The following is a 21,194-nucleotide window of genomic DNA, read 5'->3' as shown; positions in this document are numbered from 1 at the left end:
GTGAGCATGACAACAACAATATCCCCCGACTCGCGCTGGACGCGGCGGCGTGACGAGAAGCAGCGGCGCCTCGACAGGGTGCGCGGGCTGGCCGACGGTGCGGTGTTGCCCACCGACAGGATCGTCGCGGCGCTTGAGGCGCTGATCCTGCCCGGCGACCGTGTGGTGCTGGAGGGCAACAACCAGAAGCAGGCAGATTTCCTCTCGCGCTCTCTGGCCAGGGCCGATCCTGAAAAGCTCCACGACCTGCACATGATCATGCCCAGCGTCGGTCGCTCAGAGCATCTGGACCTGTTCGAACGCGGCATCGCCCGCAAACTCGATTTCTCCTTTGCCGGCACCCAGAGTCTGCGCATCAGCCAGTTGCTCGAAGACGGTCTGCTGGAAGTCGGCGCGATCCACACCTACATCGAACTCTACGCCCGGCTGGTGGTGGACCTGATTCCCAACGTCGTGCTCTCGGCCGGGTTCATGGCCGACCGTGCCGGCAACATCTACACCGGCCCGAGCACCGAAGACACCCCGGCGCTGATTGAGCCGGCAGCCTTCAGCGACGGCATCGTCATCGTCCAGGTCAACCAACTGGTGGACGACGTCAGCGAACTGCCTCGCGTGGACATCCCCGCATCGTGGGTCGATTTCGTGGTGGTGGCGGACAAGCCGTTCTACATCGAACCGCTGTTCACTCGGGACCCTCGCCACATCAAGCCTGTACACGTGCTGATGGCGATGATGGCGATCCGCGGCATCTACGAAAAACACAACGTGCAGTCGCTGAACCACGGCATCGGTTTCAACACCGCGGCCATCGAACTGATCCTGCCGACCTACGGCGAATCCCTTGGCCTCAAGGGCAAGATCTGCCGTAACTGGACGCTCAATCCGCACCCCACCTTGATCCCGGCGATTGAAAGTGGTTGGGTCGAAAGCGTTCATTGCTTCGGCACCGAGCTGGGCATGGAAAACTACATCGCCGCTCGCCCGGACGTGTTCTTCACCGGGCGCGACGGCTCGCTGCGTTCCAACCGGATGTTCTGCCAACTGGCTGGGCAATACGCGGTAGACCTGTTCATCGGCGCGACCCTGCAAGTCGATGGCGACGGCCATTCCTCCACCGTGACCCGTGGCCGTCTCGCCGGATTCGGCGGCGCGCCGAACATGGGTCACGACCCGCGCGGTCGCCGTCACGGCACTCCGGCATGGCTCGATATGCGGCATGACGATTCGCAGCAGCCGATGCTCGAGCGCGGCAAGAAACTCGTGGTGCAGATGGTCGAGACGTTCCAGGAGGGCGGCAAACCGACCTTCGTCGAAACCCTCGACGCGGTTGAGGTGGCGAAGAAAAGCGGCATGCCGCTGGCGCCGATCATGATCTATGGCGACGACGTCACTCACCTGCTGACCGAAGAGGGCATCGCCTACCTGTACAAGGCGCGCTCGCTGGAAGAGCGTCAGGCGATGATCGCTGCGGTCGCCGGCGTCACGGCCATCGGCCTGCGCCACAACCCGAAAGACACTGAACGCATGCGCCGCGAAGGCCTGATCGCCTTGCCCGAAGACCTTGGCATCCGTCGCACCGACGCCACCCGCGAATTGCTGGCGGCGAAAAGCGTGGCCGATCTGGTCGAGTGGTCCGGCGGCCTCTATAACCCGCCCGCCAAGTTCAGGAGCTGGTAATGCACGCACTCAACCTGCAACCGAAAACCATCACCCTCGCGGAACGGCTGGCGGACCTGGCAGTGGACGCGCTCATCGACGAAGCCGACCTGTCGCCGAAACCGGCGCTGGTGGACCGACGTGGCAACGGTGCGCACACCGATCTGCACTTGGGATTGATGCACGCCTCAGCGTTGGCGTTGTGGCCGGCGTTCAAGGAAATGGCCGAGGCCGCGCTCGAGTTCGGCGAGATCGGCTTGCCGCTGCGCGAAGCCATTGGCCGCATCGGCCGGGAAGGCGAGCAAGCGATGCTCGCCACCACCCACGGCGTGAACACCCATCGCGGGGCGATCTGGGCGCTGGGCCTGCTGGTCACGGCTGCTGCGCTGGACACCAGGTCCACCAGCGCTGGCGCCGTTACCCTGCGCGCTGCGCGCCTGGCATTGCTCGATGACCGTCATGCGCCGCGCCCGCTGAGCCATGGCGCGCAAGTCGCCCAACGCTACGGCGCTCGCGGTGCCCGGGAAGAAGCGCAGCTCGGTTTCCCGTCGGTGGTGCAGCGCGGTTTGCCGCAGCTCCAACGCAGCCGCGCCGCCGGCCATGGCGAACAGAACGCCCGGCTCGATGGCTTGCTGGCGATCATGACTGAGCTCGCCGACACCTGCGTCCTGTACCGCGCCGGCGAACAGGGCCTGCACGCCATGCAGCACGGCGCCCAGGCCGTGCTCGACGCCGGTGGCAGCGCCAGCCTCACCGGTCGCCGCCGCCTGCATGAACTGGATCAACAACTCATCGCATTGAATGCCTCGCCCGGTGGCGCCGCCGACTTGCTCGCCGCCAGCCTGCTGCTTGATCGAATCGAGCGCGACGGCATCCTTCAGGGAGCGTTTTGATGGAAACCTTATCCTTTGAATTCCCCGCCGGGCAGCCGCCGCGCGGTCGCGCGCTGGTCGGTTGTGTCGGCTCGGGCGATCTGGAAGTGCTGATCGAACCGGGCCTGGCCGGCAAGCTGACGATCAACGTGCAGACCTCGGTCAACGGCGCGCAGCAGCGCTGGCAGCACCTGTTCGCGCGGATGTTCGACGGCACCACGCCACCGGCGATGGCCATCGATATCCACGACTTCGGCGCGACCCCGGGCGTGGTGCGCCTGCGTCTGGAGCAAGGCTTCGAGGAGATCGGCCATGACTGACACCTCAACACTTTTGCACAAACACAGCTTCGTCGAACTCGGCGCACGGCAGCGGGCGAAAGCCTTGCTCGACGCCGGCACCTTCCGCGAACTGCTCGACCCGTTTCAACGCGTCATGTCGCCGTGGCTCGGGCGTCAGGGCGTGGTGCCGCAGGCGGATGACGGTGTGGTGATCGCCAAGGGCCGCCTCGACGGTTTGCCGGTGGTGATCGCGGCGATTGAAGGCGCGTTTCAGGGCGGCAGTCTCGGTGAGGTCGGCGGCGCGAAAATCGCCGGCGCGCTGGAACTGGCCGCCGAAGACAACCGCAAAGGCATCCCGACCCGCGCCATCCTGCTGCTGGAAACCGGCGGTGTGCGTCTGCAGGAAGCCAACCTTGGCTTGGCGGCGATTGCCGATATACACGCGGCGATTGTCGATCTGCAGCGTTACCAACCGGTGGTCGGCGTGGTGGCCGGCAGCGTCGGTTGCTTTGGCGGGATGTCGATTGCTGCCGCGCTGTGCAGCTATTTGCTGGTGACCCAGGAAGCACGCCTCGGCCTGAACGGTCCGCAGGTGATCGAGCAGGAAGCCGGGATCGAGGAATACGACTCCCGCGACCGGCCCTTCATCTGGAGCCTGACCGGTGGCGAGCAACGTTTCGCCAGTGGCCTGGTAGACCGTTATGCCGCTGATGACGTGGCGCAGATTCGCCATCAGGTCGGCGAGCTGCTGCACCAAGGCCTGCCGAAACAACCGCGCAGTCAACGGGCCGAGTGGTTCCTGCAACGCCTGACGAGCCTGGACACTGACAAGCAAATCGAGCCTTCGGTGGTTCGCGATCTGTATCAAGGAGAGCGCTCATGAGTGGTTATTCCGTGCGCGGTTTGAACTGGTTCAACGCCTTGAGTGCGGGCGCGAAGGCCGTTGAGGGTTTGCCGCCCTCGTTGAAGGTCGCCGATGGTGAGCTCGGGCGGTTTATCGCAGTGGTCGCCGATCCGCAAAACCGTTTCCCTCGCGCTCGCAACGGCGAAGTCGGGTTGCTCGAAGGCTGGGGTCTGGCCAAGGCTGTGGATGATGCGATCACCGCCGACCGTGACAAACCGCAAAAGCGTCCCTTGATCGCCATCGTCGATGTGCCGAGCCAGGCCTACGGTCGCCGCGAAGAAGCCCTCGGCATTCACCAGGCTCTGGCCGGTGCGGCGGACGCTTATGCTCGCGCGCGTCTGGCCGGGCACCCAGTGATAGCGCTGCTGGTGGGCAAGGCCATGTCAGGGGCGTTTCTCGCTCACGGTTATCAGGCCAATCGCTTGATCGCCCTGCGTGATCCGGGGGTGATGGTGCATGCGATGGGCAAGGCTTCGGCGGCGCGGGTGACCTTGCGCAGCGTCGAAGAACTGGAAACCCTGGCGTCCAGCGTGCCGCCGATGGCCTATGACATCGACAGCTATGCCAGTCTCGGGTTGCTCTGGGAAACCCTGTCGGTGCAGCAGATCGAGCAGCCGACGGCGGAGGATCTGGCGCGGGTCGGCGAATGCCTGAAGCAGGCGATCGGCGATATTGGCGCGACGGATTTGAGCAATCGTCTCGGTGCGAAAAATCGCGAAGCCTCCAGCCGCGTGCGTGAACTGTTGAGGGCGCAGTGGTGAACACGCCTCTGGCCCACGACCTGCTGTGGGGCATGATGCCGGCGCAACTGCCGGCGGATGCGCCGCAGTGGGCGATTGACTCGCTGGCTGCCGGGCAACCGGTGGTGGTGCGGCGGGCGTTGAGTGAGGAGGGATTCGTGGCGGTGGGTGTGCGCGGTCGCTTGCGTGAGCAGCGGTTGGCGGCATTCATGGCGCTCGATTCGATTGCTTGCCGGGTCAGCCCGGAAGCGCTTTGTCAGGTCGACAGCCAGCGTGATCTGCCGGTCATGCAGGCGCTTCGGCAACTGCGGTCGATGCTCGATGATTGCGGCTGGGTCTGGGGTGTCAGTGGCAGTGTCGGGTTTGAACTGGCGAGCGGTTTTGCGGCCATGCACGAAGCCAGTGATCTCGATTTGATCCTGCGTACACCGCAACTCATCACCCGTCACCAGGCACGCGAACTGGTGGCGGTTTTCGATCAGGCGATCTGCCGGGTCGACCTGCAGTTGCAGACGCCATTCGGTGCTGTCGCCCTGCGCGAGTGGGCCGGAAACACTTCGCGGGTGCTGCTGAAAAACGCCCATGAAGCCTGTCTGGTGAGCGATCCGTGGAACCCGCAGGAGCTGGCAGCGTGAGCAGCCTGCTGGTGTTTCCCGGTCAGGGCGCGCAGCAGCCCGGCATGCTCCAGCGTTTGCCTCGGGAAACGCTGATTGAGGCCAGCGATAGCCTCGGTGAAGACGTCTTGCGGCTGGATTCCGGCGAAGCATTACGCAGCACCCGGGCGGTTCAGCTCTGCCTGCTGATCGCCGGCGTCGCCGCCTCGCGGCAATTGTTGCAGGCCGGACTTACCGCCGATTACGTCGCCGGCCTGTCCATCGGTGCGTATCCGGCAGCGGTGGTCGCGGGAGCGTTGAGCTTCAGCGATGCGTTGCATCTGGTCAGCCTGCGCGGCGAGTTGATGCAGCAGGCTTTTCCACAGGGCTTCGGGATGACCGCGATCATCGGTCTGCAACTCTCCACAGTCGAAGATTTGCTGGCTCAGGTGCACAGCGCAGATACACCGGTGTACCTGGCCAACATCAACGCTGATAACCAGGTGGTGATTGCCGGCAGCGACAAGGCAATGCAGGCAGTGGCCGAGCTGGCGCGCAGTCGCGGCGCCGGGCTGGCAAAACGTCTGGCGGTCAGCGTGCCGTCCCACTGCCCGTTGCTGGATGAGCCTGCGCAAAGCCTCGCCGAGGCGTTCACCCAGGTAGAGCTGAAGGCACCAAAAATCGCTTACCTGAGCGGCAGTCGCGCAAGGCCTGTGACCAAGGTAGAAGCGCTGCGCGACGACCTCGCCTTCAACATGTGCCGCGTGGTGGACTGGCGCGGCACCGTGCAAAGCGCCTACGAGCGCGGCGTGCGACTACAGATCGAACTGCCGCCCGGTGCGGTGCTGACCGGGCTGGCGCGCCGGGTGTTCGAACAGGGGACCGTCACTGCCTTCGACAGTGCCCGGCTCGACACCTTGCAGGCGCTGTTGCGTGAAGAGGAGGGCCGACGACCCTAAATCACCGACTCAGGCTTCGAACAACAAAAACAACATTCGACGATGCACTTTGAGGACTACAACAATGATTATTTACGGTGTGGCGTTTCTCGCCTTTTGTACGCTGGTGGGTATCTGGGTCGGTGAACTGCTCGGCAAGTTGATCGGCGTGCCGGCCAATGTCGGCGGTGTCGGTATTGCGATGCTGCTGTTGATCGGGTTGGGCAGTTACTTGAACAAAAGTGGCTGGCTCAAGGGCAAGACCGAACAGGGCGTCGAGTTCTGGAGTGCGATCTACATTCCGATCGTGGTCGCCATGGCCGCGCAACAGAATGTTTACGGCGCGCTGAAGGGCGGGCCGATGGCGATCCTTGCGGGGACGCTCGCCGTGGTCATTGCCTTTGCCTTGGTGCCGGTGCTGGTGCGCCTGGGTCACAAGGAACCGGCGCCGATCACACCTGCCAAGACTGCGGGGTGAGCGCCATGTACGAATCAATGATGAAAGTCATCACCGGCTACGGGCTGATCAGCGGTTTCCTGATTGTCGGCCTGACCATGTGGGTGTCCTACTGGATGTCCAACACCTTCACCAAGGGCCGTCTGCACGGCTCGGCCATCGCCATTTTGCTCGGGTTGGTGCTGTCGTATATCGGCGGAGCCCTGACTGGCGGTCAGAAAGGGGTCGTGGATATTCCGTTGTTGTCGGGTATCGGTTTACTTGGCGGCGCCATGCTGCGGGACTTCGCGATTGTTGCCACGGCGTTTGGCGTCAGTGTCGATGAGCTGAAGCGGGCCGGGTTTGTTGGTGTGCTGGCGTTGTTTGTCGGCGTGGGCACGTCATTTGTTGCCGGGGTCGGGGTGGCGATGGCATTCGGTTATACCGATGCGGTGAGTCTGACGACCATTGGCGCAGGGGCGGTGACCTACATCGTCGGACCGGTAACCGGCGCGGCGATTGGCGCGAGTTCCGAGGTCATGGCGCTGTCTATCGCCGCAGGGTTGATCAAGGCGATTCTGGTGATGGTAATGACGCCGTTCGTGGCGCCGATGATCGGTCTGAACAACCCACGCAGTGCGGTGATTTTTGGCGGTTTGATGGGGACGTCCAGTGGTGTGGCCGGAGGGTTGGCGGCCACCGATCCGAAACTGGTGCCTTATGGTTGCCTGACGGCGGCGTTCTATACCGCACTTGGATGCTTGCTCGGGCCTTCGCTGTTGTTTCTGCTGATGCGTGGTTTGATGGGCTAGGACGATGATGGGTGATCGTTCCCACTCTGCGTGGGAACGATCATTGGGAGACCTGGCGATTGGCATACATCCGACACTCCGCCAGCAACGCCAGCAAATTCGGATCCCGCTCCTTGGCCTTCAAAAACACCACGCCGATGTGCTGCTGCAACCGGTACTTCTCCTGCAACGGAATCAGCTTCACCCGGTTCTCGTACACCGCCGCAATCCTCCCCGGCAGCAACGCATAACCGACCCCGGAGCTGACCATGCTCAGCAGGGTGAAGATGTCGTTGACCTGCATCGCCACCTTCGGTTCGAACCCCGCTTGCCTGAACACCCGGACGCCGTCCTGATGGGTGGCGAAGCCTTGGGTGAGGGTGATGAAGGTTTCGTCGCGCACCTGCGCCAGATCCACTTCGCTGCGTTGGGCGAAGCGGGAATCGGCCGGGGTGGCGAGGAAGATGTCGTCGGAAAACAGCGGAATCTGCTCGCAGTCCGGGTCGTTGACGGTGTCGTCCAGCGACACCAGGATCGCGTCGACTTCCATGTTTTTCAGTTTGTAGAGCAGGTCGATGTTCGAGCCGAGGATCAGGTCGATGTTGAGTTCGCTGCGGCGGATCTTCAAACCCATGATCAGCTGCGGCACGGTCTTCACCGTCAGCGAATACAGTGAGCCGAGCTTGAAACGCTCGGCCGAGAACCCGGCGGCTTCGCGGGTCAGGCGCACGCTTTCGACCACGTCCTGAATCAGCTTCTGCGCCCGCTCTTCGAGTACGAAGGCGCTTTCCAGCGGCGTCAGGTTGCGCCCTTCGTGCTTGAACAACGGGCAGCGCAGGGCGCTTTCCAGCGAATGGATTGCGCGGTGCACGCTGACGTTGCTGGTCTGCAACTCGGCGGCGGCGCGGGCGAGGTTGCCGGTGCGCATGAAGGCGAGGAACACCTCGAGTTTCTTCAGGGTCAATTCTTCGTCGATCAGCATGGCGCGGACTCTTCTTGGTATCGGTCGATTGTGCCCAAATATCAGGACAGGCGCAGGCCCGCGTTGAACGGAAACATTGCGCTTTTACGCTCAAGGCCCGAGCCTTGCGCGCTGCGGTAATGAAATCGAGGTGTGCGACACATGTATCACGGAGAAAAACTGAACGCCTGGACGCATCTGGTCGGGGCGGTAGCGGCGTTTGTCGGGGGCGTCTGGATGCTGGTGATCGCCAGCCTCGACGGCAGCCCGTGGAAGATCGTCAGCGTGGCGATTTACGCCTTCACCTTGCTGGTGCTCTACAGCGCATCCACCGTGTACCACAGCGTGCGCGGGCGCAAGAAAGCGATCATGAAGAAGGTCGATCACTTTTCGATCTACCTGCTGATCGCCGGGAGTTACACGCCATTCTGCCTGGTGACCCTGCGCGGGCCGTGGGGCTGGACGTTGTTCGGGATTGTCTGGGGCCTGGCGCTGATCGGCATCCTGCAAGAGATCAAACCGCGCTCCGAGGCGCGGATCCTGTCGATCGTGATTTACGCGGTGATGGGCTGGATCGTGCTGGTGGCGGTCAAGCCGCTGATTGCGGCGCTGGGGACTGCGGGGTTTGCCTGGCTGGCGTCGGGGGGCGTGCTGTATACCGTGGGGATCATCTTTTTCGCCCTCGACCATCGGTTACGGCATGCCCACGGGATCTGGCATCTGTTCGTGATCGCCGGGAGTCTGCTGCACTTTGGGGCGATTCTGTTTTACGTCCTGTAGATCACCCAAAACCTTGCGTGAGCGGGGTTGCCCGCGGTGACGGACTGTCAGTCACTCAGGTGTTGAAGGGGCCAGCGCAATCGCTGGCAAGCCCGCTCCCGCAGGGCCGAGGTTTTGCAGTTCTATCTGCGCGCGGCTGCTGAATATCTGCAACAGGTCGCCGAGGGTATGCGGCGGCGGTTCAGTGGCGCGAGTTACCGCGTACAGCGTGATCGGCAGCGGCGGGGCGAGAGGGCGGATCACAGTGCTGGTCGGCGAAGCACCGAGCGCCGTGAACGGATCGATCACCGCCACCCCGGCGCCGGACTCCACCATCGCTCGCGCCAGTGAGTAAGTCTGCACGGCAATCCGCACTCGAGGCGGTGGTTCGACGGCTTCCAGATAACTGTCGAGCCGGGCGGCCAGCGGATCGGCGCTGGACAGCCCGATCAGCGGCGCACCAGCCAGGGCCATCAGCGACAACGGCTGACCCGCGTCTTCCTCGGGCCAGTAACCTTTCGGTGCCAGCGCCACCAACACGCCCACTGCCAATGCCTGCGCCTTCAGCCCTGGATGATCCGGCAACTGCAACGTCAGGGCCACGTCCACTTCGCGCATCAGCAGGTTCTGCATCAGCTCGCGGCTGTGGGCGCTGGACAGTTCGCAGGCGATGTCCGGGAACTGCGCCGTCCATTGCCGGATCGCCGGCGGCAGCAATGACAGCGCCAGGGCAGGCGTCGCGCCGATCCGCAGGCTGTGGCCGGGCTCGCGGCGCAGGCTCTGGGCCAGACGCCGCACGCTTTGCAGGCTTTCGGTGACCTTGTCGACTTCGCGCTCCAGCTCCAGCGCTTCCGGGGTCGCCTGCAACTTGCCGCGCACCCGCAGGAACAATGGAAAACCCAGCTGCTGCTCGGCGTGCTGCAACACCTTGGTCACCGCCGGTTGCGAGACGTGCAGCAATTGCGCAGCGGCGCTGACCGAGCCGGTCTGGCGGATGGCCTGGAAAATCTCGATGTGGCGAAGGCGCATGGTGAGTCCATAACCTTGGTTTATAGGTCTGGCATCTTTATTCATTGTTCGGCGCCTGTCACCTCGCCCTAACCTCGGTCTCGTCTTCAAGAACGATTAAGGACGGACATGGCTCAGCGTGTGTGCATCATCGGCGGCGGCGTGATCGGGTTGGCAACGGCCTATGCGCTGGTGCGCGACGGCTTCGAAGTGACAGTGGTCGAGGCGCGGCAGTCGCTGGGCAGCGAAACCAGCTTCGCCAACGGCGGCCAGTTGTCCTATCGCTATGTTGCGCCGCTGGCCGATGCCGGTGTGCCGCTGCAGGCGATCGGCTGGATCCTGCGTGGCGATTCACCGCTGAAGCTGCGCCCGCGCCTGGACCCGACGCAGTGGCGCTGGATGGCGTCGTTTCTCGCCGCCTGCCGCACCTCGGTCAATCGTGAAAACGCCGCGCATCTGTTGCGTCTGGCGCTGTTCAGCCAGAGCACGCTGAAACGCTGGCGCGAGGACGACGGGCTGGCCGGTTTCAACTGGCGGCGCAACGGCAAACTGGTGACCTTCCGCAACGCCGCCAGCTTCGACCATGCGCGCAAGGGCCTGGCCGATCCGCGGCAACAGCAGGTGTTGTCCGCCACCGAATGTACGCAACTGGAACCGGCATTGGCCAAGGCGCCGTTTGTGGGCGCGATCTACACGCCGGATGAAGAGATCGGCGACTGTCACGGTTTCTGCCAACAGTTGGCGGCGCGATTGAACGCGTCGGGCCGCTGCGAGTTTCGCCTCGGTCAGGCAGTCACCGGCATCCGTCACAGCCACGGCGCCGTCACGGCCATCGAACTTGGCGAAGAAACCCTGCCGGTCGAACAACTGGTAATCGCCGCCGGCCATCGCAGCCCGTTGCTGGCGCTGCCCGGCCTGCGCCTGCCGCTGTATCCGCTGAAGGGCTACAGCCTGACCGTACCGATTGGCAGTGAACACCGGGCACCGGACGTCAGCATCACCGACTACGACCGCAAGATCGTCTACGCCCGCATCGGCGAACAGTTACGCGTGGCGGCGATGGTCGACATCGTCGGTTTCGACCCGGCGGTGGACCCCGAGCGACTGGCGCTGATCAAACGCCAGGCCCGCGACACCTTTCCCGACGCCGGCCACTATGACGCCGCCATTGAGTGGGCCGGCATGCGTCCGGCAACGCCCACCGGCGTTCCGCTGCTGGGCGCCACGGCGTATCGCAATCTGTGGCTCAACCTCGGCCACGGTGCGCTCGGTTTCACCCTGGCCTGCGGCAGCGGGCAGTTGCTCAGCGAACTGATCGGCCAGCAACGCACATCCATTGATCTGCACGGGTTCAATCCCCGTGCGGCGTGACGTTTTCTGCTAAAACACCCCACCCACAACGGAGAATAACAATGCAAAAAATCACGTTGCTCGGCTGCACACTGGCGCTGTTCATCGGCGCCCAGGCACAGGCCAATGAAGTGCCGCTGACCGGTACGCTCGGCAAGATCGCCAGCGCCAACAGCATCACCCTGGGTTATCGCGATGCGTCGGTGCCGTTCTCGTATGTGGGCGATCACACCGGGCAGCCAATGGGGTATTCGGTGGAACTGGCGGACAGGATCGTCGAGCGCATCAAACAGCAGTTGGCGCTGCCGGAGCTGAAGGTGAAGTACAACCTGGTGACCTCGCAGACGCGGATTCCGTTGGTGCAGAACGGCACGGTCGACCTTGAATGCGGCTCCACCGGAGTGACGGCCGAACGGCAGAAGCAGGTCGCGTTCTCCTACGGTTTCATCTACGTCAAAGGCCAGTTGTTGACCGCAAAGGACAGCGCAATCCACAGCTTCGATGACCTGCGCGGCAAGAACGTGGTGACCACCGCCGGCACCACCAACGAGCGCTATCTGAAGAGCTACAACCTCGATCACAAATTGAACATCTTCGTGATCAGTGCCAAGGATCACGGCGAGGCGTTCCAGATGCTGCAATCGGGGCGCGCGGCGGCGTTCTACATGGACGATGCGTTGCTCTACGGCGAACGGGCCAAGGCGCGCGACCCGCACAACTGGGTCGTGGTGGGGGAGGAGCAGTCGCGGGAAATCTACAGCTGCATGGTGCGCAAGGATGATCCGCAGTTCCTTGCACTGGTCAACGGTGTGTTGGCCGACCTGTACAGCTCGGGGGAGATCAACGGGATCTACCGCAAGTGGTTCGAACAGCCGATCCCGCCCAAAGGCTTGAACCTTGAGTTCCCGATGACCAGCGAACTCAAGGCAATCATTGCCAGACCGATCAGTGATCCGGTGCAGTGACGGGTTAGAAATCACCCCACAGTTGCTGCGCCACCGCCAGCGCCACAACTGGCGCGGTCTCGGTGCGCAGCACGCGCGGACCGAGGCGGGCGGCGTGGAAACCGTTGGCCTTGGCCTGCTCGACTTCGGCGTCGGACAAGCCGCCTTCGGGGCCGATCAGGAACGCCAGGGTCGATGGTTTGGCGTGGCTGATCAACGGCTCGGCGACCGGGTGCAGTACCAGTTTCAGCTCGGCTTCGGTCTGCTTCAGCCAGTCGGTGAGCAGCACCGGTGGGTGAATCACCGGCACTCGCGAACGACCGCATTGCTCGCAAGCGCTGATTGCCACCTGACGCCAGTGCAGCAGGCGTTTGTCGGCGCGTTCGTCCTTGAGGCGGACTTCGCAGCGCTCGCTGAAGATCGGGGTGATTTCGGTCACGCCCAGTTCGGTGGCTTTCTGGATCGCCCAGTCCATCCGCTCGCCCCGTGACAGGCCCTGGCCGAGGTGGATTTGCAGCGGCGATTCGACCTGACCTGCGAACTGCTCGTCGATCTGCACCACCACGCGTTTCTTGCCGACTTCCACCAGCGATCCGCGAAACTCGTGGCCGGAACCGTCGAACAACTGCACCGCATCGCCCTCGGCCATGCGCAGCACGCGGCTGATGTAATGCGCCTGGGCTTCCGGCAGTTCGTGTTCGCCGGTGCTCAGCGGGGCGTCGATAAAGAAGCGGGACAGTCTCATGGTGGTTCTCTGAAAAGATGTGAATCAGTTGGATCGGAGTCGACTTCATTCGCGAGCAAGCTCGCTCCCACATTTAGAATGCATTTCGCTGTGGGAGCGAGCTTGCTCGCGAAAGAGGCAGTCCAGGCACTGCAAATCTCAAGTAAGCCGAATCAACCCGGATCACGGAACCCGGGATGGAAATCCTTCGGTACCGCCACGCTGACATTCTCGCGGGTGGCGATGTCGATGCCTTCGCTGGCGACTTCGGCAAGGAAGTCGATCTGCTCCGGGGTGATTACGTACGGCGGCAGGAAATACACCACGCTGCCCAGCGGACGCAGCAATGCGCCACGCTCCAGCGCATGCTGGAACACCTTCAGGCCGCGGCGTTCCTGCCACGGATAAGCCTCTTTCGTGGCTTTGTCCTTGACCATCTCGATGGCCAGGACCATGCCGGTCTGACGGACTTCCGAGACATTCGGATGATCCACCAGATGCGCCGTCGCCGAGGCCATGCGTTGAGCCAACGCCCGGTTGCTCTCGATCACGTTGTCCTGCTCGAAAATGTCCAGGGTCGCCAGCGCTGCCGCGCACGCGAGCGGGTTGCCGGTATAGCTGTGCGAATGCAGGAAGGCGCGCAGGGTCGGGTAGTCGTCGTAGAACGCGCCGTAAACCTCGTCGGTGGTCAGGCACGCCGCCAACGGCAGGTAACCGCCGGTGAGGGCTTTCGACAGGCAGAGGAAGTCCGGTCGGATGCCGGCCTGTTCGCAGGCGAACATCGTCCCGGTGCGACCGAAACCGACGGCGATTTCGTCGTGGATCAGGTGCACGCCGTAACGGTCGCAAGCCTCGCGCAGCAGCTTGAGATAGACCGGGTGATACATGCGCATGCCGCCGGCGCCCTGGATCAGCGGCTCGACGATCACGGCCGCGACGCTGTCATGATTTTCCGCCAGTGTCTGCTCCATGGCCGCGAACATGTTGCGCGAGTGTTCTTCCCAGCTCATGCCCTGCGGACGCAGGTAGCAATCGGGGCTCGGCACCTTGAGGGTGTCCATCAGCAACGCTTTGTAGGTCTCGGTGAACAGCGGCACGTCGCCGACCGACATCGCCGCCATGGTTTCGCCGTGGTAGCTGTTGGTCAGGGTGACGAAGCGCTTCTTGTTCGGCTGGCCGCGGTTGAGCCAGTAGTGAAAGCTCATTTTCAGCGCGACTTCGATGCACGACGAACCGTTATCGGCGTAGAACACCCGGTTCAGGCCTTCCGGCGTCATCTTCACCAGACGCTCGGACAGTTCGATCACCGGCTGATGGCTGAAACCGGCCAGAATCACGTGCTCCAGCTGATCGACCTGATCCTTGATGCGCTGATTGATGCGCGGGTTGGCGTGGCCGAACACGTTGACCCACCAGGAGCTGACCGCATCCAGATAACGCTTGCCTTCGAAGTCTTCCAGCCAGACACCTTCACCGCGCTTGATCGGGATCAGCGGAAGCTGTTCGTGGTCTTTCATCTGGGTGCAGGGATGCCACAGCACCGCGAGATCGCGTTGCATCCACTGGTTGTTCAGGCCCATGTTCAGTCTCCTCGAGGCGGCTCGCGTCAGGCGCGGGCAAACAATCGCGCAAGCCTATGCAATGCATCGCGCCGGAACAACCCATTGTGTCGATTGAGCTACTTTGTACGGGCCGATAGACGTCGCTGGCGGCGTTTTGATGGCTGACGTATTCTTCGCGATTCTTTGGGTCGTATGACCCGCAAAACTGCATTTTCCTACGTGTTTTTCCGGAGTTCGCTGAATGTCTGTCGGTTGGCTGCGCGCCTGTGCGCTAGTGGTGTTGGGGCTGTTTAGCGTTACGGCGCTGGCCAAGGATAAAACCGCAATCGTGATCGGCGGCGGCCTGTCGGGCCTGACGGCGGCTTACGAACTGCAGAACAAGGGCTGGCAAGTCACGCTGCTCGAAGCCAAACCGAGCCTGGGCGGTCGCTCGGGCATGGCCACCAGCGAGTGGATCGGCAACGACAAGACTCAGCCGGTGCTGAACAAGTACGTGTCGACCTTCAAGCTGAACACCACGCCAGCCCCTGAATTCGTACGGACTCCGGGTTACCTGATCGACGGCGAATATTTCTCCGCCGCCGACCTGACCACCAAACAACCGGCCACGGCCGAAGCGCTCAAGCGCTACGAGAAAACCCGTGACGACCTGGCGCGCTCGATCGACGACCCGCAGAATCCGGCGGCGACCAACACCCTGCACGCCCTGGACCAGATCAACGTCTCGAGCTGGCTCGACAAGCAGAATCTGCCGGCCACTGCGCGTCAGCTGATCAACCAGGATATCCGCACCCACTACGACGAGCCTTCGCGTCTGTCGCTGCTGTATTTCGCGCAGCAGAGCCGGGTGTATCGCGGCGTGTCCGACCGTGACCTGCGCGCTTCGCGTCTGGTCGGCGGCAGCCCGGTGCTGGCCCAGGCCTTCGTCAAACAGCTGAAAACCATCAAGACCAACTCGCCGGTGTCCGCCATCACCCAGGACAAGGATGGCGTCACCGTCAAGGTCGGCAGCGTTGGCTACCAGGCGGATTACGTCGTGCTGGCGGTGCCGTTGCGCGCCCTCAACAAGATCCAGCTGACCCCGGCGCTGGATGCCCAGCACCTGGCCGCGATCAAGGGCACCAACTACGGCTGGCGCGACCAGATCATGTTGAAGTTCAAGACGCCGGTGTGGGAAAGCAAGGCGCGGATGTCCGGCGAGATCTACAGCAACACCGGCCTGGGCATGTTGTGGATCGAGCCAGCCCTGAAGGGCGGCGCCAACGTGGTGATCAACCTGTCCGGCGACAATGCCCGCGTCATGCAGGCCTTTGGCGACAAGCAGATGGTCGATCAGGTGCTGATCCGTCTTCACGCCTTTTATCCACAGGCCCGTGGCTCGTTCACCGGCTACGAAATCCGTCGTTACAGCACCGACCCGTCGACTGGCGGCTCTTACCTGGCCTTCGGTCCTGGCCAGATCAGCAAATTCTGGCGCCTGTGGGAACGTCCACTGCAACGCGTAGCGTTTGCCGGCGAACACACCGACACCTTGTACCCGGGCACCCTGGAAGGCGCGCTGCGCACCGGCCAGCGCGCGGCCAGTCAGGTTGAAGACCTGGCGGCAGGCAAATCCTTCGAACCGATCAAGGTCGGCCCGGCAGCGGCCACCGCAGCCGCGGCGGCAGGTGCAGCAGGTGCGGCCACGGCAGCGAAGAAAGGCAACTTCTTCACCAACCTGTTCGGTGGTTCGGACGACGACAAGAAGCCAGAGCCAGTAAAAGCGCCAGAGCCGGCACCTGCTCCAGCCGCTCCAGCCCCTGCACCGACCCCGGCGCCTGCGCCTGCCCCGGTAGAAGCACCGAAGCCAGCGGCTCCGGTGAAGGCCGAGCCGGCGAAGAAAGCGCCAGCCAAGCCAGCAGCGAAGAAACCGGCGGCCAAGACCGAAACGAAAAAACCTGCAGCCAAACCTGCGGTGAAAAAAGCTGAACCGGCGAAGAAGCCAGCGGCCAAACCGGCGGCAACCACTGATACGAAGGCTCAGTAAGCCTTTGCTTCAATAAAAAGCGCGGCCATACGGGCCGCGTTTTTTTTCGCGTTCATCCACTATCAGATGCTTGGTTATTACGTTTTTTTTGAGCAGTGCCGGTGATCTTTCAAAGCAATCGGAAACATCCCACAAATTATTCGGAAGGGATTGATTGCTTGCAGCTCGCGGTACGCCATAGGCTCCATAAAAACTTGGAGCATCTATGAAATTTACAATATTGTTGATCCTGTCAGTTGCACTTTCTGGGTGCGTATTGGGTGAGTGCAGAGACCCATTGAAAATCCCGATGATTCCCAGGAATGATTTCGAGTTAGCACATAAATGCAAGATTGATCCATTTAAACCGGAGTGCTCGGTAAATTAGCTGAATGCTCTTTGACTATTAATTGAAGCGCTCAGAGGGCGGATTTTATGGGAAATTCCATATGAATATTGGAATGCCTTCAGACAAGATCTTGAGAGGCCTTGGCTTAGGAAATCTGCCGGGGACAAACCCCCAGCGGGCCCAGCTAAGTTTCCCAGTCCGTCCGTCATAGATGACTAGATTTCCATCATCCTGCAGGATGAGGTGAGCGTTGTACCAAAGCGATTTATCAGTACTGTGGTTGCCTTCCGCGATCCATAAACGCCTTCGGGAAGGATCATATAGGAATCCGTTGTTACTAATGACGAATTGCAGAGGTTCGCGCATTCTCTTTTGATGGAGTGTTTTACTGTAAGCCTGATTGCTATCTGCAATTCAGATCACTGCTTCTCCATCTTTAATTACTAGATTTCCATCACTTTGTAATAGTAAACGGAATCGGCCGTTTTCGGATTGAAGATATTGCCCCGCTGTCATTGTTTGATTGGGAGGTAGTACCGATGATCCACTTGCTTGAAAAGGAATGTATCGTAGAGCCATGTTTTCACCTGTCAAATGAATGCCTGAGTTTTCATTTGAACATGGGCAAATTCGCAATCTGCAATACATATATATCGTTAATGTTTGTCCTACGTGGCCGTCTCTGCGAGCGGAGCGGCGAGGTCCATGCCTCGTATCACGCCGCAGAAATGGGGGGAGGGTCTGCCAGCCCTTTCTCAACCGCACCTGGGCAAAATCGCCTTTAATCTTTCCTTAACACGCCACTTCCAGACTCTTGATCGTATTTCTCGATATTTCAAAGCAAAATTTTCCGCTTTAATTCGATAGATAACTCGCTAGTCTTGGTTCGCAGTTCTCACAGGATTTGGGCAATGCAGCTACGTAACTCTTCTTCGCGCTACGGTTGGGTCAGCATCTTCATGCACTGGGGTGTGGCGCTGGCGGTCTTCGGGCTGTTTGCGCTGGGCTTGTGGATGGTGGGGCTGGATTACTACAGCACCTGGCGTAAAGACGCGCCGGATCTGCACAAGAGCATCGGTCTGGTGCTGCTGGGAGTGATGGTGTTGCGGGTGATGTGGCGCTTTGTCAGCCCGCCGCCGCCGTCGCTGGAAAGCTACAGCCGCATGACGCGCCTCGGCGCGAAGTTCGGCCACGCATTTCTGTACTTCGGTCTGTTTGCCGTGATGATTGCCGGTTACCTGATTTCCACCGCAGACGGTGTCGGGATCCCGGTGTTTGGCCTGTTTGAAGTTCCTGCACTGGTTTCCGGACTACCGGATCAGGCAGATACCGCCGGTGTGATTCATCTCTGGCTGGCGTGGGCGCTGGTAATTTTTTCCGGCCTTCATGCGTTGGCAGCATTGAAGCACCACTTTATCGATCGTGATGCGACCCTGACACGAATGCTGGGACGCAAAGCCTGATGTTCAACCTCGACTCCAAAGGAAAACAAAGCATGTTGAAAAAGACTCTGGCCGCTCTGGCAATCGGTTCTGCCGTTCTGTCCGCCAACGTGATGGCCGCTGACTACGTGGTTGATAAAGAAGGCCAGCACGCCTTCGTCGACTTCAAGATCAGCCACCTGGGCTACAGCTACATCACGGGTACCTTCAAGGACATCAGCGGCAAGTTCAGCTTCGACGCTGCCAAGCCTGAAGACAGCAAGATCGAATTCGACGTGAAGACCGCCAGCGTGTTCACCAACCACGCCGAGCGTGACAAGCACATCGCCAGCAAAGACTTCCTGGATGTGGGCAAATTCGCCGACGCCAAGTTCGTTTCCACCAGCGTCAAATCCACCGGCAAGAACGCCGCTGGCAAAGACACGGCTGACGTCACCGGCGACCTGACCCTGCACGGCGTGACCAAGCCGATCGTGGTCAAGGCCACTTTCCTGGGTGAAGGCAAGGATCCATGGGGCGGCTACCGTGCCGGCTTCGAAGGCACTACCAGCATCAAGCGCTCTGATTTCGGCAAGATGATGGATCTGGGTCCACAGTCCGACAACGTCGACCTGTACATCTCGTTTGAAGGTGTCAAAGCGAAGTAATTTTCGCCTGACACACAAAAACGCCCGCGGTCTTGCGACCGGGGGCGTTTTTTATTGCCTTCGGCAACGCTCGTCTCGGCGACGCACAAAAAAATGCCCCGGTTTTCAGGCCGGGGCATTTTTCATAGCAGTCGAAAACTCAGCGATTGCGGGTCAGCAAGGCCGGTTTTTCACCGCGTGGGCGGCTTGGCAGTTGATCCAGCTGCTCAGGCGTCGGGAAGCGGTCGGCTTTCGATTCCTTGTGCATGATCTTCGGCCCGCTGCTGCGCGGGTTCTGCACGGCCGGTTCAGCGCGTTGCTGATCGTCACGGGCCGGGCGGCGGTTGCGCGAGTTTTCATCGCGACGACCCTGGCCGTCACGCGGGGCGCCATTGCGCGGGCCGTTGCGTTTGCCTGGCGGGGTGCCGGTGCTCGAACCGTTGCTGTTGCGCGGGCCGTTCTGGCGGCCTTGCGACTGACCACCGCGTGGCGCGCCCGAACCTGCGCCCTGGCCCTGACCGCCAGGACGGCGACCACGGCCACCGGCCGGAGCCTGCTTCGGCACGTAGTCAACGCGGTTGCCGAAATTATCGATATCGTCGTCGAGGAATTCATCCGGAGCGCGATCTGCCGGGATGCGTGGCGGCTGGCTCGGCTGGCGTTGTTCGCGAGCCTGGGTGCCTTCGCGCGGCTTTTGTTGACGGGCAGGACGCTCGCCACGCTCACCGCGTTCGCCGGCCGGTTTTTCCTTGCCCTTGTCTTTGCCTTTGTCTTTACGACCGCCGCCGCCACCGCCACCATTCGGGCCGTCGCCGCGTGGGCCACGGGCGTTGCGCGGGTTGCGCATGTCCGGACGTTCACGGGCTTCCGGCTTTTCGGCCTCAATGGTGCTGGCATCGAAGCCCATCAGGTCGCCGTCGGCGATTTTCTGCTTGGTCATGCGTTCGATGCTTTTCAGCAGCTTTTCTTCGTCCGGCGCGACCAGCGAGATCGCCTCGCCCGAACGGCCGGCACGGCCGGTACGGCCGATGCGGTGCACGTAGTCCTCATCGACGTTCGGCAGTTCGTAGTTGACCACGTGTGGCAACTGGTCGATGTCCAGACCGCGAGCCGCGATGTCGGTCGCTACCAGGATGCGCACCTGATTCGCCTTGAAGTCGGCCAGGGCTTTGGTGCGAGCGTTCTGGCTTTTGTTGCCGTGGATCGCCACAGCCGGCAGGCCGTGTTTGTCCAGATATTCGGCCAGACGGTTGGCGCCGTGCTTGGTGCGGGTGAACACCAGCACCTGTTCCCACGCGCCGGCGGTGATCAGGTGGGCCAGCAGTGCACGCTTGTGGCTGGCTGGCAGACGGAAGACGCGTTGTTCGATGCGCTCGACTGTGGTGTTCGGCGGCGTCACTTCGATGCGTTCCGGGTTGTGCAGCAGCTTGCCGGCAAGGTCAGTGATGTCTTTGGAGAAGGTCGCCGAGAACAGCAGGTTTTGGCGTTTGGCCGGCAGGCGCGCGAGGACTTTCTTCACGTCATGGACGAAGCCCATGTCGAGCATGCGGTCGGCTTCGTCGAGCACGAGAATTTCAACGTGGGACAGATCGACGCTGCCCTGGCCGCACAGGTCGAGCAAACGACCCGGGCAGGCAACGAGGACGTCCACGCCGCGGGACATGGCCTGAACCTGCGGGTTCATGCCGACGCCGCCGAAGATGCACGCGCTGACGAATTTCAGGTCACGGGCGTAGATCTTGAAGCTGTCGTGAACCTGGGCCGCGAGTTCGCGGGTCGGGGTCAGGACCAGCACGCGCGGTTGGCGCGGGCCGTGACGCTGGGATTTGTCCGGGTGGCCGTTGGGGAACAGCCGCTCGAGGATCGGCAGGGCGAAACCGCCGGTTTTACCGGTACCTGTCTGTGCCGCAACCATCAGGTCGCGACCTTGCAACACGGCGGGGATGGCCCGCTGTTGCACCGGAGTAGGCTCGGTATAGCCCGCATCTTCGATAGCGCGGACCAAAGCCTCGGAGAGACCGAGGGAAGCAAAGGACATGAGTAATCCTGTTTCAGTTAGGGCTTGGCCCAATGGGAGTCTTGCCTGGCGCGAATGGCGTTTAAGAGGACGCAATCCCGTCCGGTCCTGCTGCGGTTCCGAAGGCACGTCCGGAGTGCTCGCGCGGGCTGAAAAGCTGCGCTGTAGCGGGTCGGGAGGCCTGTTACGGTTCCGGGCGTCCGGGCGTGAGCCTGGCGGGAACGCCGGAGTATAAC

General features: G+C 61.9%; 20 protein-coding genes. 15 read left to right on the top strand and 5 right to left on the bottom strand.

Features of this window, described 5'->3' with window-relative positions; genetic code table 11:
- Nucleotides 1–6 precede the first annotated feature (6 nt).
- The 9 genes from mdcA (at nucleotide 7) to madM (ending at nucleotide 7,232) form a co-directional block, all read left to right on the top strand.
- The gene (mdcA, locus tag CAF79_RS11340) at nucleotides 7–1,677 is read left to right on the top strand and encodes a malonate decarboxylase subunit alpha (protein ID WP_085697841.1); all 1,671 of its coding nucleotides are present in this window, start codon (nucleotides 7–9) and stop codon (nucleotides 1,675–1,677) included.
- The gene (locus CAF79_RS11335; protein WP_085697840.1) at nucleotides 1,677–2,549 is read left to right on the top strand and encodes a triphosphoribosyl-dephospho-CoA synthase; all 873 of its coding nucleotides are present in this window, start codon (nucleotides 1,677–1,679) and stop codon (nucleotides 2,547–2,549) included. The genes mdcA and CAF79_RS11335 overlap by 1 nt, the downstream gene beginning before the upstream one ends.
- The gene (locus CAF79_RS11330) at nucleotides 2,549–2,848 is read left to right on the top strand and encodes a malonate decarboxylase subunit delta (RefSeq protein WP_003229075.1); all 300 of its coding nucleotides are present in this window, start codon (nucleotides 2,549–2,551) and stop codon (nucleotides 2,846–2,848) included. Before CAF79_RS11335 ends, CAF79_RS11330 begins: the two co-directional genes overlap by 1 nt.
- Entirely contained in the window at nucleotides 2,841–3,692 is an 852-nt protein-coding gene (locus CAF79_RS11325) for a biotin-independent malonate decarboxylase subunit beta (RefSeq protein ID WP_085697839.1), read from the top strand. The genes CAF79_RS11330 and CAF79_RS11325 overlap by 8 nt, the downstream gene beginning before the upstream one ends.
- Nucleotides 3,689–4,474 carry a biotin-independent malonate decarboxylase subunit gamma gene (gene mdcE / locus CAF79_RS11320; RefSeq protein WP_085697838.1) on the top strand — a complete coding sequence of 262 codons (786 nt, stop codon included), beginning with the start codon at nucleotides 3,689–3,691 and terminating at the stop codon, nucleotides 4,472–4,474. The genes CAF79_RS11325 and mdcE overlap by 4 nt, the downstream gene beginning before the upstream one ends.
- On the top strand, nucleotides 4,468–5,088 hold the full coding sequence (locus tag CAF79_RS11315; RefSeq protein WP_085697837.1) for a malonate decarboxylase holo-ACP synthase: 621 nt from the start codon (nucleotides 4,468–4,470) through the stop codon (nucleotides 5,086–5,088). Before mdcE ends, CAF79_RS11315 begins: the two co-directional genes overlap by 7 nt.
- Entirely contained in the window at nucleotides 5,085–6,005 is a 921-nt protein-coding gene (gene mdcH / locus CAF79_RS11310) for a malonate decarboxylase subunit epsilon (protein WP_085697836.1), read from the top strand. The genes CAF79_RS11315 and mdcH overlap by 4 nt, the downstream gene beginning before the upstream one ends.
- A gap of 64 nt (nucleotides 6,006–6,069) precedes the next feature.
- Nucleotides 6,070–6,462 (top strand): malonate transporter subunit MadL, encoded by a 393-nt coding sequence (gene madL, locus CAF79_RS11305; protein WP_085697835.1) that lies wholly within the window; start codon nucleotides 6,070–6,072, stop codon nucleotides 6,460–6,462.
- A gap of 5 nt (nucleotides 6,463–6,467) precedes the next feature.
- Nucleotides 6,468–7,232: a malonate transporter subunit MadM gene (gene madM, locus CAF79_RS11300; RefSeq protein WP_085697912.1), complete on the top strand. Its 765-nt coding sequence runs from the start codon at nucleotides 6,468–6,470 to the stop codon at nucleotides 7,230–7,232.
- A gap of 40 nt (nucleotides 7,233–7,272) precedes the next feature.
- Here the strand turns inward: madM and CAF79_RS11295 are convergent, their stop codons facing one another.
- Nucleotides 7,273–8,193, bottom strand: a complete 921-nt coding sequence (locus CAF79_RS11295) for a LysR substrate-binding domain-containing protein (protein ID WP_085697834.1) — start codon at nucleotides 8,191–8,193, stop codon at nucleotides 7,273–7,275.
- Between the two features lie 141 nt (nucleotides 8,194–8,334).
- Here CAF79_RS11295 and CAF79_RS11290 point away from each other — a divergent pair, with 141 nt between their 5' ends.
- Nucleotides 8,335–8,952, top strand: a complete 618-nt coding sequence (locus CAF79_RS11290; protein ID WP_085697833.1) for a hemolysin III family protein — start codon at nucleotides 8,335–8,337, stop codon at nucleotides 8,950–8,952.
- A gap of 51 nt (nucleotides 8,953–9,003) precedes the next feature.
- Here the strand turns inward: CAF79_RS11290 and CAF79_RS11285 are convergent, their stop codons facing one another.
- Complete coding sequence (locus CAF79_RS11285) at nucleotides 9,004–9,960, bottom strand: LysR family transcriptional regulator (RefSeq protein WP_085697832.1); 957 nt, start codon at nucleotides 9,958–9,960, stop codon at nucleotides 9,004–9,006.
- A 108-nt stretch (nucleotides 9,961–10,068) separates the two neighbouring features.
- Between CAF79_RS11285 and CAF79_RS11280 the strand changes: the two genes are divergently transcribed.
- Both CAF79_RS11280 and CAF79_RS11275 read left to right on the top strand, forming a co-directional pair.
- Complete coding sequence (locus CAF79_RS11280) at nucleotides 10,069–11,310, top strand: D-amino acid dehydrogenase (protein ID WP_085697831.1); 1,242 nt, start codon at nucleotides 10,069–10,071, stop codon at nucleotides 11,308–11,310.
- A gap of 41 nt (nucleotides 11,311–11,351) precedes the next feature.
- Nucleotides 11,352–12,254 (top strand): transporter substrate-binding domain-containing protein, encoded by a 903-nt coding sequence (locus CAF79_RS11275; protein WP_085697830.1) that lies wholly within the window; start codon nucleotides 11,352–11,354, stop codon nucleotides 12,252–12,254.
- 4 nt (nucleotides 12,255–12,258) lie between these two features.
- Here CAF79_RS11275 and CAF79_RS11270 read toward each other — a convergent pair whose 3' ends face one another.
- Both CAF79_RS11270 and CAF79_RS11265 read right to left on the bottom strand, forming a co-directional pair.
- Nucleotides 12,259–12,978 (bottom strand): 16S rRNA (uracil(1498)-N(3))-methyltransferase, encoded by a 720-nt coding sequence (locus CAF79_RS11270; RefSeq protein WP_085697829.1) that lies wholly within the window; start codon nucleotides 12,976–12,978, stop codon nucleotides 12,259–12,261.
- Between the two features lie 152 nt (nucleotides 12,979–13,130).
- A complete protein-coding gene (locus CAF79_RS11265) occupies nucleotides 13,131–14,537 on the bottom strand; it encodes an adenosylmethionine--8-amino-7-oxononanoate transaminase (RefSeq protein WP_085697828.1) in 1,407 nt (468 codons plus the stop codon).
- A gap of 223 nt (nucleotides 14,538–14,760) precedes the next feature.
- On the opposite strand from CAF79_RS11265, the gene CAF79_RS11260 reads away from it, so the two are divergent.
- From CAF79_RS11260 to CAF79_RS11245, 3 genes are all read left to right on the top strand, one after another.
- Complete coding sequence (locus CAF79_RS11260; protein ID WP_085697827.1) at nucleotides 14,761–16,545, top strand: flavin monoamine oxidase family protein; 1,785 nt, start codon at nucleotides 14,761–14,763, stop codon at nucleotides 16,543–16,545.
- A 1,239-nt stretch (nucleotides 16,546–17,784) separates the two neighbouring features.
- Nucleotides 17,785–18,336, top strand: coding sequence for a cytochrome b (locus CAF79_RS11250; protein ID WP_085697826.1), 552 nt, complete (start codon nucleotides 17,785–17,787; stop codon nucleotides 18,334–18,336).
- A gap of 32 nt (nucleotides 18,337–18,368) precedes the next feature.
- Nucleotides 18,369–18,962, top strand: a complete 594-nt coding sequence (locus CAF79_RS11245; protein WP_085697911.1) for a YceI family protein — start codon at nucleotides 18,369–18,371, stop codon at nucleotides 18,960–18,962.
- 139 nt (nucleotides 18,963–19,101) lie between these two features.
- Here the strand turns inward: CAF79_RS11245 and CAF79_RS11240 are convergent, their stop codons facing one another.
- Complete coding sequence (locus CAF79_RS11240) at nucleotides 19,102–20,979, bottom strand: DEAD/DEAH box helicase (protein ID WP_085697825.1); 1,878 nt, start codon at nucleotides 20,977–20,979, stop codon at nucleotides 19,102–19,104.
- Nucleotides 20,980–21,194 lie beyond the last annotated feature (215 nt).

The sequence above is a fragment of the Pseudomonas sp. B26(2017) genome (assembly GCF_002113045.1).
In the GTDB taxonomy this organism is placed as follows: domain Bacteria; phylum Pseudomonadota; class Gammaproteobacteria; order Pseudomonadales; family Pseudomonadaceae; genus Aquipseudomonas.
This window is presented reverse-complemented; position numbering and strand designations above follow the sequence as displayed.